Source organism: Autumnicola patrickiae, assembly GCF_031846525.1.
GTDB lineage: Bacteria > Bacteroidota > Bacteroidia > Flavobacteriales > Flavobacteriaceae > Autumnicola > Autumnicola patrickiae.
In genome coordinates this window covers 60,993-73,437 of the sequence record NZ_JAVRHM010000003.1, presented here as the reverse complement: position 1 = coordinate 73,437, position 12,445 = coordinate 60,993, and the positions used below count along the sequence as shown (strand labels likewise).

7 protein-coding genes are annotated in these 12,445 nt (G+C 39.3%); 6 read left to right on the top strand and 1 reads right to left on the bottom strand.

Features of this window, described 5'->3' with window-relative positions; genetic code table 11:
* Positions 1-40: 40 nt before the first annotated feature.
* Positions 41-2,137, bottom strand: coding sequence for a bifunctional aldolase/short-chain dehydrogenase (locus tag RM549_RS04020; protein WP_311681754.1), 2,097 nt, complete (start codon positions 2,135-2,137; stop codon positions 41-43).
* 171 nt (positions 2,138-2,308) lie between these two features.
* On the opposite strand from RM549_RS04020, the gene RM549_RS04015 reads away from it, so the two are divergent.
* From RM549_RS04015 to RM549_RS03990, 6 genes are all read left to right on the top strand, one after another.
* The gene (locus RM549_RS04015) at positions 2,309-3,355 is read left to right on the top strand and encodes a GntR family transcriptional regulator (protein ID WP_311681747.1); all 1,047 of its coding nucleotides are present in this window, start codon (positions 2,309-2,311) and stop codon (positions 3,353-3,355) included.
* A gap of 165 nt (positions 3,356-3,520) precedes the next feature.
* Entirely contained in the window at positions 3,521-4,900 is a 1,380-nt protein-coding gene (locus RM549_RS04010; protein WP_311681744.1) for a 3-keto-disaccharide hydrolase, read from the top strand.
* A gap of 9 nt (positions 4,901-4,909) precedes the next feature.
* Positions 4,910-6,250: a Gfo/Idh/MocA family protein gene (locus RM549_RS04005; protein ID WP_311681742.1), complete on the top strand. Its 1,341-nt coding sequence runs from the start codon at positions 4,910-4,912 to the stop codon at positions 6,248-6,250.
* A gap of 442 nt (positions 6,251-6,692) precedes the next feature.
* A complete protein-coding gene (locus RM549_RS04000) occupies positions 6,693-8,003 on the top strand; it encodes a rhamnogalacturonan acetylesterase (RefSeq protein WP_311681740.1) in 1,311 nt (436 codons plus the stop codon).
* A 16-nt stretch (positions 8,004-8,019) separates the two neighbouring features.
* The gene (locus RM549_RS03995) at positions 8,020-10,887 is read left to right on the top strand and encodes a glycoside hydrolase family 2 TIM barrel-domain containing protein (RefSeq protein ID WP_311681738.1); all 2,868 of its coding nucleotides are present in this window, start codon (positions 8,020-8,022) and stop codon (positions 10,885-10,887) included.
* A 10-nt stretch (positions 10,888-10,897) separates the two neighbouring features.
* The gene (locus tag RM549_RS03990) at positions 10,898-12,418 is read left to right on the top strand and encodes a rhamnogalacturonan acetylesterase (RefSeq protein WP_311681734.1); all 1,521 of its coding nucleotides are present in this window, start codon (positions 10,898-10,900) and stop codon (positions 12,416-12,418) included.
* The last annotated feature ends 27 nt before the right edge of the window (positions 12,419-12,445 follow it).

Genomic DNA, 12,445 nt, shown 5'->3' with positions numbered 1-12,445 from the left:
GCCATATTTGACTAACTAACAAACTAACCAACTTTTAATCTTATCTTACAAAAGCATTGGCCATACCACCATCTACATTAATAGTGTTTCCTGTGCTTTTCTCCAGAATTCCTACACAGACAAATACACCATTGGCAATGTCTTCCGGCAGGATAATTTCATTTAATAAATTTCTTTTAGCATAATGTTTAGGCAAGTCTTCTACTTTTATTCCATGAGCCTTGGCACGACCTTCAGCCCAATCTCCTTCCCATATCTTACTACCTACGATTACACCATCAGGATTTACAGTGTTCACCCGAATTTTGTCTTCCCCAAGTTCCGCAGCCAGTAAACGTGTCATATGCTGTTGTGCAGCTTTTGCTGTTCCATAACCTACATTATTAGGTCCTGAAACCAATCCGTTTTTACTTGCAATATTTACGATATCACCTCCAAAACCCTGTTTTTTCATTATGGCAACTCCTTCCTGAGCCATTAAAAACTGCCCTTTAACTAAAACATCCTGAAGTAAATTCCAATCTTTTAGTGTTGTATCCTCAAGAGATTTAGAGATGGCAAGTCCCGCAGAATGAACTATAATATCTACGCCTCCAAAAGCTAAACAGGCTTGTTTATAAGCCTCTTCAATAGAATCCCCATTAGTAACATCACAAATAGCTCCTGCCACCTGGTCTTTCTTATATGTTTTCAGGGCTTCCTTAAGGGCATCTTCAGTTACATCTGTAAGCACAACATTTGCTCCTTCTTTTACAAGTTTATCAGCTATTGCTTTCCCTATTCCTCCGGCTGCACCGGTAACAATGGCCACCCTTCTTGAAAGCGGCTGTTCCGCAGGCATACGCTTTAGCTTCGCTTCTTCCAGGAGCCAGTATTCTATGTCAAAAGCTTCCTGTCTTGGCAGTGAAGTATATGCTGTAATGGCTTCAGCACCACGCATCACATTAATGGCGTTTACGTAGAATTCACTGGCCACCCTGGTGGTTTGTTTATTCTTAGCGAAGCTGAACATCCCAACACCTGGATAAATAATAATCACAGGGTTTGGATCTCTTACCGCAGGACTGTTATCATGTTTACAGTTCTCGTAATATTCCTGGTAATCCTCCCGATATTGGGCAAAAGCAGGTTCTAACTTTTTTAATACCTCTTCTGTATCATCCACATCTTCAGAAGCATTTAAGTTTAGAATAAGAGGTTTAATTTTCGTCCGTAGAAAATGATCTGGACATGAGGTTCCCATAGGAGCCAGCCTTTCAAGATCATGACTGTTAATATACTGCAATACAGTATCACTATCTGTAAAATGACCAATCATTTTATTTTCCGAAGAAGCCAATCCGCGTAACAGAGGCATTAACTTTGCAGCCTTTTCCTTCCTTTCTTCTGAAGGTAGACTTTTTATCTTCTGCCCGCCAAAAACTTCACCATTTTCTTTGATTTTCTTCTCAATATATTCTGAAGCTGTTTCAATAACCTCAAGACTGTTTATATAACAATCATAAGACGTATCACCCCAGGTAAAAAGGCCATGACTTCCCAAAACAATACCTCTTATACCTGGATTTTCTGCAAGACATTTTTCCAGCTGAAGACCCAAGTCAAAACCGGGTCTTTGCCATGGCACCCACCCCATTGCGTCTCCCCAAATTTCTTTGGTCACCTTCTCGCTATCCTTTGCTGCTGCAACAGCAATTAAAGCATCAGGATGCAGGTGATCTATATGTTTAAATGGAAGCAAACCATGCAAAGGAGTATCTATAGACGGAGCTTTACTGTTCAAATCGTAGATACAGTGATTGAAAAGTCCAACCATCCTATCCTCATCTTCAAGACCTCTGTAAACATTCTTAAGATCCCTTAATCTTTCTGTATACAAACCAGCAATACCAGACCTATCCAAAGTTCCAATATCCCCACCAGAGCCTTTAACCCACATTACTTCCACATCCTCGTTTGTGAGCGGATCTTTCTCAATAGTTTTGCAACTTGTATTACCACCACCATAATTGGTAATTCTCAAATCGGCTCCTAATATATTGGATCGGTACAGGAATAAAGCGACCTGGTCATCGCCTAAATCGGCAGCTTTTTTCTCATCCCAGAGATAGTCTACGTATTGAAATGTTTTTTCCATAATTTTATCTAAAAGTTAACATCATATTCAAAAGTAATTTATAAAAATCAAGCGGCTATCCTGTGGTGTACTGCAATTAAAAAGTTTTCTTATAAATCATTTCAAAATGAATTTTTATACTACCTTTATGTTAATAATCTCCTAAAAATTAAATACTCCTATTTTTTAAACATGACTCAAACTTTTGATATAAAGATTAATGCGAATTCCCGTATTCCGAAATATAAACAAATAGTAGATTCTATTATTGCTGATATTTCCAATGGGAATCTAAAAGTTGGAGAAAAGATACCTTCAATTAATGAACTTAGCGAGAGTTGTTACCTTTCAAGAGATACTGTGGAAAAAGCTTATAAACAGCTAAAGAAACAGAAAGTTATTATTTCTGTAAAAGGAAAAGGTTACTACACCACTAAAACAGATTTAATTTCAAAATCTAATATTTTTTTCCTGGTTAATAAATCCAGTACTTATAAAATGATGATCTACAATTCCTTTGTAGAGGCGATTGGAGTTAATGGACATGTAAACATGTACATATATCATTGTGACGAATCCTTATTTATAAAAGCATTGGAAAAAAATTTAGGTGCTTATGATTATTATGTTGTTATGCCTCATTTTAGAGATGAGAACTCCAATCATGTAAGCTATACAGAAGACGTCCTTTCAATTTTGGAGCAAATCCCTAAAGATAAACTGTTGATGTTGGATAACACTAAACCGGGAATTAAAGGAGAATATGGATCTATTTATCAGGACTTTCAGAACGATATCTACAGAGCTCTTAAGGAAGGTTTAGAGAAAATTAGAAATTATGATAAGCTAATCCTGGTCTATCCTGATAAGTCAGCTAATCCTTATCCCCGACGAATTTTAAAAGGTTTTCAGCAGTTTTGTAGGGAATATGATCTTGATTATGAAGTATTGGAAGAGATATATGATGATATGGAACTTCTGAGTAAAGATGTTTATATAACCATTCAGGAGCGGGATTTGGTAAACCTGGTGCGCCAGATAAGAAAGAAAGATCTGACCTTAGGAAAAGATATTGGAATTATTTCTTACAATGAAACACCTTTAAAAGAATTATTAGGAATAACAGTTATTAGCACAGATTTTAAAGCAATGGGAGAATGTGCAGCTTATATGGTTTTGAAAAATAAAAAAGAAAGGGTTAAAAATGTATTTAAGTATATAGAGAGAAATTCTGTTTAGAAATTTTTCTTCCTTAAAGGGAGATAGTTTTTTTCCTTTTCTGATTAGCTAGAATATAAGCCTGAGCTGAATTCAAAATTTTATATAATTATTTATTCCAGATACGCTATAAATTTGCCGGCACACTGTCCGCTCATTCATTTAACAAATTAATATATTAATATCATGACTCGTACCAGGATTCTCATCTATAAAACCGCCTTCTTGTGTTTTGCTTTTATCCTTTTTCAATCTTGCGGGAGCTCTGAAGCAAATGAGACGCCATGGAAAAGTTTATTTGACGGAGAAACTCTTCAGGGTTGGACCACATCAGGAGGGGAAGCAAAATATAGAATAGAAAATTCTGCTATTATAGGCTCTACTGTACATAACACACCCAATACCTTCTTAACTACGGAAGAAAATTACTCGAATTTTATTTTAGAATTGGAGTTTAAAGTTGATTCCAGCATGAATTCTGGAATTCAAATAAGAAGTAACAGTAATGAACAATATATGGATGGCCGGGTGCATGGTTACCAGGTAGAGATTGATCCTTCAGAAAGAGCATATAGCGGTGGCATCTATGATGAAGCAAGGCGGGGTTGGTTAGTGACTTTAGAGGGAAACAAAGAGGCCCAGGCTGCCTTTAAACAAAATGAATGGAATAAATATAGAATAGAAGCCATAGGAGACACCATAAAAACGTGGATTAACGGAGTTCCTGCCGCTCATCTTATTGATGAAAAAACCTCCAGTGGATTTATTGCGCTTCAGGTACATAGCATTGGACAAAATGACAGGGAGGGTACCGAGATTATGTGGAAGAATATAAAAATTCTTTCTGAAGATATTGAGCAATATTCCACAGATACTCCCTTAGAACCTGTTACCACAAGGAATAGCTTAACTGGAAATGAAGAAAACAACGGCTGGGAACTTTTGTGGGATGGAGAAACCACAGAAGGTTGGCGCGGAGCCAGATTGGATAAATTTCCCGAAGAAGGTTGGATAATAGAAAACGGTGAACTTATTGTTCTTTCTTCCGGTGGACAAGAATCTGCTGCTGGAGGAGATATAGTAACGACCGAATTGTACGGTGATTTTGAACTGAAATTTGACTTCAAATTAACAGAAGGTGCCAACAGCGGTGTTAAATATTATGTAGATACGTATATTAACAAAGGTCCAGGTTCTTCCATTGGTCTGGAATATCAAATTCTGGATGATGAAACCCATCCAGATGCAAAACTTGGTAACCACGAGGGAAGTCGTACTCTTGCCTCTTTATATGATCTAATTCAGGCAGATCCGGAGAAGCCTGTAAACCCTGTTGGAGAATGGAATTCAGGCCGCATTGTCTCCAAAGACAACCATGTAGAACATTGGTTAAACGGGATGAAAGTTCTGGAATACGAAAGAAAAAGCAACGATTACCGGGAACTGGTTGCAGAAAGCAAATATGATCAATGGCCGAATTTTGGAGAAAAAGATAAGGGGCATATCCTGTTACAGGATCACGGGGATCGTGTCGCTTTTAAAAACATTAAGATCAAAAACCTCTAAATCTGAATAATGGCTTCAAGAAGAGATTTTATAAAAAAAACAACCTTAGGCAGTGCAGGGATGGCCGTAGCAGGATCGGCAATGGGAATGTCTGCCCAAAGTTATAGACGTATTATTGGCGCTAATGAGAGAATTTATATAGCAATTGCAGGACTTGGGCGTAGGCTGGGAGCTTTTTATGAACCCATAGCCAAAAAAGAAGCTAATGTAGAATTGATTTACTTGTGTGACGTAATGGAAAGCCAACGTCATAAAGCCCTGGAGAAGTTTTCAGAACATATCGATTATAAACCCAAACTGGAGAATGATATAAGAAAAGTAATTGATGACCCTAAAGTAGATGCCTTAATAAATGCCACTCCGGATCATTGGCATACCCCCGGTTCAATTCTTGCCATAAAAGGAGGAAAACATGTATATGTAGAAAAACCTTCAAGCCATAATATGGAAGAAAATGAACTGCTTGTAGAAGCTGCTGATAAATATCAAAAAGTGGTTCAAATGGGGAATCAACAGCGATCTTCAGATCATACTATAGAAATAATTAATGACATTCACAGTGGGGTAATTGGCACTCCTTATAAAGCAGTTGCCTTTTATACCAACGCACGTGGGGAAGTCCCACTTCAGAAAAAAGTTCCCGTGCCGCAGGGACTGGATTGGGATCTTTGGCAGGGACCTGCTCCCCGACGCCAGTACACCGAAGAAACCTGGGATTACAACTGGCACTGGTACGGCTGGCAGTACGGAACTGCAGAAACCGGAAATAATGCTACTCACGAACTGGACATTGCACGTTGGGCTTTACAGGTGGACTTTCCTCTGTATGCAGATGTGGAAGCAGCGAAGCGGCATTTTTTAAATGATGGCTGGGAAATGTATGATACCATGGAAGCCACCTTTAAATTTCCGGAGAACAAGATTATTCAGTGGGACGGCAAAAGCCGTAATGGCTATGATACATATGGAGGAGGTCGCGGTACAATTATTTACGGTAGCGAAGGAAGTGTTTTTATTGACAGGGAAAAATATATTCTTACCGATAGAACAGGTAAAGTAATTAAAGAATATCATTCCGGCTCCAGTGAAGCCGGCACTGCTCTTGGTGGAGGAGGCGATGTATCAACATATCATGTGATGAACTTTCTTGATACTATAAGAGGAAAAGAGAACCTTAATGCTCCTATTGACGATGCTAACGTAAGCATGGCAATGGTGCATTATGCAAATATTGCATCCAGAATAGGAAGAGGTTTTGAAATTGATGACAAAACGGGACGTATGTTTGATCGTGACGCCATGAAGTTATGGAGTAGAACTTACGAACCCGGATGGAAACCTGAAGTATAGATAGAGGGAAGAGATTTTAGTAGAAAGTACCAGAGCTATTCTTTCACATAATTAACATCATTTGATTCCTTATTCTGAAATGATCAAATTCTTCATATAGCTCTTCGATTATCTGTTGATTCGTGTCGTAACCTTCCTGTTATTAAAGACATTGCTGACGTAGAAAAGTAGGAACACGTATGGCCATTTTATTCCTATGTCTGTTATTTCCAATTCTTGAGCTACTCAGTGTATACTTAAAGCCCTATAATTGAATATGCCTTTTTTCGGAACTATCAGAAGCGGATATTAAAAGCTAGTAAAAGAAATGGATTAAAATCAATCATCACAGTACAGGACAGTTTTATTTCATCTATAGTCTATTTTAGTCAAATCTTTGGTTAAACTTAATTTCCCATAAATTAATGGTACTGAACGAAAGAATAGCCTTCTTGTATTAATTATGAAATATAAAATTAAAATTTGCCTCCTACTTCTTTTCGCCACTTTTAAACAAAATGCGCAAACATCACAAGAAAGAAATTTCAGCTTCGGCACAAATTGTCCAGAAAAGGAAAAAGGGGTTGTAATATCTGATGCTCATGTTTTTGAAGAATCAAAAGACGATTATTTTTTCGACTATGGCACCGCCGGGAAAGTGACTTTCGAAGAAGATGCCTTTACCGCAAGTTCCCCTGTTTACTTTTCGATAAAGCTTCCGGAAGACAACTACAAAGTTACTGTCGAATTTGGTAGTGAAAACAAGGATTCCAGAACAACGGTAAAAGCCGAGTCCCGCCGCTTGATGCTAAATCAGGTAACTGTTCCAAAAGGGGAAAGCAAAACAAGGACGTTCATAGTAAACTTACGTACCGTAAACGAGGTAAACGGTCAAAAAGATATTAATATCAAACCCCGTGAAGAGGATGATCTTAACTGGGACGACAAATTAACCTTGGAATTCCTTGGGGAAGTGGCCGTAAAAAGCATTAGCATAGAAGAAGCAGCCGGTGTAACGAATATTTTCCTGGCAGGGGATTCCACGGTAACAGATCAGGATTTCGAGCCTTGGGGATCATGGGGGCAAATGATTACCAGGTATTTTACACAAGATGTTGTGATTGCAAATTATGCAGCTTCCGGTTTGTCACTTAATTCCTTTAAAGGAGGAAAGAGACTGGATAAAATCCTTTCACTAATGAAACCCGGGGATTACTTGTTCATAGAATTTGGCCATAATGATCAAAAAGAAAAAGGGGAAGGAAAAGGCCCCTGGCAGTCTTACACAAATTCACTTATTGAATACATTCAAGCTGCAAGGGAAAAAGGCGGAATCCCTGTCCTGGTTACTCCTACTCAAAGACGCCATTTTAAAGAGGACAAAAACTTAAAGGACACCCACGGGGATTATCCAGCTGCCATGAGAAAAGTAGGAAAAGATATGGATGTGCCTTTAATAGATATTACTGAGATCACCACCCAAATGTATGAGGCCTGGGGAGCGAGCCTCTCCCGTAAAGCTTTTGTGCATTATCCTGCAAATACCTTTCCGGGACAGGATGATGAGTTAAAAGATGACACGCACTTTAACAGTTTTGGTGCAAACGAAGTTGCTTTAGCAGTAATAAATGAGATCAGGAATTCAGATCTAAAGCTAAAAGAATTCATTAAACCTGAAGTACCTGTTTATAATCCGGAAAAACCCACCGACCCTTCAACCTGGAGCATTCCGTCAAGTTCTAGGTTTGAAGCTACCAAACCTGAAGGAAATTAATTAGAAGAAAAACAGAATGACTACTCTAAATATTAAGTTTTACAGCCTCTTGATGATCCTTTGCGGCAGCATTTCTATTGGCATAGCTCAACAGACAGAAAAAATCTATCTCTCTGGAGAAAGTTTCGAAGAACCGGTAGAATGGGATTTCATGGTAACAGATGGCATGAACAGTAATAAATGGTCCAAGATCAATGTACCTAACCAATGGGAATTGGAAGGTTTTGGCACTTATACGTACGGTAGATGGTATAAGGAGCTGGAACAGGACGAACCCAGTAAAGAAGAAGGCTTTTACAAATATGAATTTGAAATTCCACAAAGCTATAAAGGCAAGGCTGTCAAAATTGTTTTTGGTGGCGCCATGACCGACACAGAGGTGAAAGTAAACGGAAAACTTGTGGGTCCAAAACACCAGGGAGGTTTTTACCAATTTGAATACGACATTAGCGACTTCCTTGACTACGGAAATAAAAACCTACTCGAGGTACATGTATGGAAACATTCTGAAAACCATAATGTGAATCGTGCTGAACGTTACGCCGACTGGTGGTTGTTTGGTGGAATTTATCGTTCCGTATGGCTGGAAATAAAACCTAAGTCCCATATCGAACATTTTGCCGTTGATGCCAGAATGGATGGCTCTCTGACTGCCGAAGTGGATTTAAAAAATATTCCTGAAAATGCTCAAATTGAAGCTTCAATTCTTCCTTTAAGAGAAGAAAACGGGGATTTTGAGACTTTTAGTTTCCCCATTTCAGAAAACTCGAGTAAGGATACCATTCATGCAAAATGGGAGAACGTAAAACCATGGAATCCCGAAGATCCTAATTTGTATAAATTAAAGCTGAAGCTTACCCAAAATGGAAAAACCCTACATGAAGCTACAGAGCGTATAGGTTTCCGTACACTCGAATTTCGTAAAAAAGATGGTATCTACGTAAACGGCACTAAAATACTTATGAAAGGAGTAAACCGACATACAATATGGCCGGAATCCGGGAGAAGCACCAGTAAAAGAATAAGCGTAATGGACGTGAACCTCATCAAGGACATGAACATGAATGCGGTACGCTTCCACTATCCGCCGGATAAGCATTTCCTGGAGGTCTGTGATTCGCTGGGATTATTTGTTCTAAATGAACTTGCAGGATGGCAGAATCCATACGATACAGAGACCGGCACCAAACTTGTCAAAGAAATGGTACAGCGTGATGTAAACCACCCTTCCATCATCATTTGGGATCAGGGAAACGAAGGCGGTTGGAATTATGAACTTGATTCGGTTTTTCACGAATACGACCCTCAGAAACGGATTGTTATTCATCCCTGGGCCGACTTTGATGGCTGGGATACGCACCACTACCCTACTTACCTAACCGGTATGCACAGGTTTAATAGTGGGGAGAACGTTTTCTTCCCAACTGAGTTTATGCATGGTACTTATGACAACGGCCATGGAGCCGGACTCGATGATTTCTGGGATCGTTATACAGAAAGTCCGTTGTTTGCAGGAGGATTTCTATGGGTATTTAATGACGCCGCCGTCTTACGTACAGATTGGGAAGGAGAACAAAAGTATGATTCAAAAGGAAACTTAGCCCCAGATGGAATTTTAGGTCCTTTTCGTGAAAAAGAAGGCAGTTTCTACACCATTAAGGAAGTTTGGGCACCAATCCAGTTTGAACCCAGGCTCATATCTGAAACTTTTGACGGTTCTTTTCTTGTTACAAACGATTTCCTGTTCAATAATCTAAACAGTGCAAGAATGGAGTTCCGGGTAAAAAAAGCATCTGAAAATACTTTTTATTCTAATATTGAACCCGAAACAATTGCATCCGGAGAGGTTTCCCTTCCTGATTCTGAACCGGGAGAAACCCGAAAAATAAAGTTTGATGTGCCTGCAGGTTTTTTTGAAGCCGACTGGCTGGAGATTACAGCCTGGGACAAACACGAGAGAGAAATATATACCTGGACATGGCCCATTCATCGTGCAGAATATTTTGCAGAAAAATTTCTACTGAAGCAAGAAGCTCCTGCTACTGCCAGTGTAGAAAAAAAGCAGGACGAAATTATTCTTTCTGGTGGAGACATTGAAGTAAAAATTAGCGCTGAAACCGGCGAAATTCTTCAGGTCGAAAATGGGCAAAATAAGATACCCTTTTTAAATGGCCCCCACCCTGTAGGAATGAAGGCAGAAGCGCAAAAAGCGAACATCTACAGGGAAGATGGAAAAGCTATCTGTGAAATAGAATACGCCGGGGGGATCCACAGCATAAAATGGACGATGCATCCGGATGGACGACTAAAAATGGAAATGATCGCCTTGAAAAACGCCCGTGGAGGCGACGGTTTCGATGGAGCTTTCTTTGAAGACAATATTGACAAATTTGGGATCACTTTTGATTTTCCCGAAGAGGGAGTCGAAGGGTTTAAATGGCTGGGAAAAGGTCCTTTCAGGGTTTGGAAGAACAGATTGAAAGGAACAGAATATAACATCTGGGAGAAAGAATATAACACTACCATCACCGGGGAAAGTTTTGAAAATCTTATTTATCCCGAATTCAAAGGATATCATGCAAACGTGATTGGAGCACACCTGAAGGCAGGGGAAAACAGTTTTCGAGTGTTTAGTGAAAATGACAAGCTGTTCCTAAGATTATTCACGCCTGATGAGCCGAAAAATGCAATTTCTAACGTTAGCCCTTATCCAGAATTTCCGCCGGGGGATATCTCCTTTATGTACGAGATCCCGGGAATGAGAGCTTTCAAACCTCTGTCACACCAAGGTCCAAGCAGCCAACCTACAAATATCAGGATTAAGAGTGGTGATGAAGGCATTAAAATGAATCTCTGGTTCGATTTTAGAAATTTTTCAGAATAAAAGTCTAGTAATGAAAACCATAAAATCTTTTAGTTTAATAATAACTCTCATAATACTGAGCTGTAATCAGAATAATTCCGAGGAAGATAAACCGACGGTCTATCTCGTGGGTGATTCTACCGTAAAAAACGGACAAGGAGATGGAGCCGGCGGCCTATGGGGCTGGGGCGTTTTTATAGTTCAATTTTTGGACACTACTAAGGTGAATGTTCAAAACCATGCCCTTGGAGGCACCAGTAGCCGGACTTTTCAAGCTAAAGGACTATGGGAGCCTGTCAAGGACAGCCTAAAGAAAGGAGATTATGTTTTAATTCAATTTGGACATAATGACTCTGGTCCTATAAATGACGATTTTCGTGCCAGGGGCACAATTAAAGGAATAGGAGAAGAAACTGAAGAAATAGATAATATGCTAACGGGAGAACATGAAGTTGTTCATTCCTACGGCTGGTATATCCGCAAAATAATCCAGGATACCAAAGAAAAAGGTGCAATTCCTATTGTAATGTCCCCCATTCCACGAAATGATTGGAATAACGGCAAAGTTCCCCGTAACGCAGATTCCTATGGTGGCTGGGCAAAACAAGTAGCAGAGGAAGAAAACGTGACCTTTATAGACCTTAACGAGAAAATGGCTTCTGCTATGGAAAGCAAAGGTGAAGAAAATGTCACCGGAATTTACTTTTACGATAGAGACCACACTCACACTTCAGCAAAAGGAGCAGTTATGGCAGCATCACTGGTAGCAGAAGGAATTAAAGAAAGTGAAAATTCCCTGCAGGCATATATTCTGGAAAACCCTGAAATTAAACTTCCTCCTAAAAAGGATGTATATATCATCGGAGATTCCACAGTGGCAAGTAACAATGACACCTTAGTTGGCTGGGGAGTGCCTATTGATAAATATTTCGATACTACCAGAGTTGATGTTTACAACAAAGCACGCGGCGGGAGAAGCAGCCGTACATTTAGAGGGGAAGGCCTATGGAATGCAGTTGAAGAAAATTTAGATGAAGGTGATTTCGTCCTCATCCAGTTTGGACACAATGATGGTGGCCATATTGATCAACCTAAATATCGCGGTTCTTTAAAAGGGATGGGAGATGAAACCCAGACTGTGGAATTTCAAAATGATAGTACTGAAATTGTCCACACCTATGGCTGGTACATGAAAAAATATATTGAAGAAGCTAAAGCTAAAGGTGCCACTCCTATCGTGCTAAGCATGATTCCAAGAAATATCTGGCATGGTAACCAGGTAGAACGTAACGGAGACAGCTATGCTGGTTGGGCCAAAGCAGCCGTGCAGGAAGCTGGAGGCTACTTTATAGACTTAAATGATTCCATAGCTAAGAAGTATGAAAACTTAGGACATCAGGAGGTGCAGAATTATTTTCCTAAAGACCATACCCATACAAATATGGAGGGTGCAGAATTAAATGCTTTAATAGTCGCTAAAGCTTTGGACCAACTTAAAGGCAGCGGAATAAGAGATTACATTTTTATTCCTGAAGAAGAAACCGAAGAATAAGGTAAATACTTAATAATTGTCATTTAA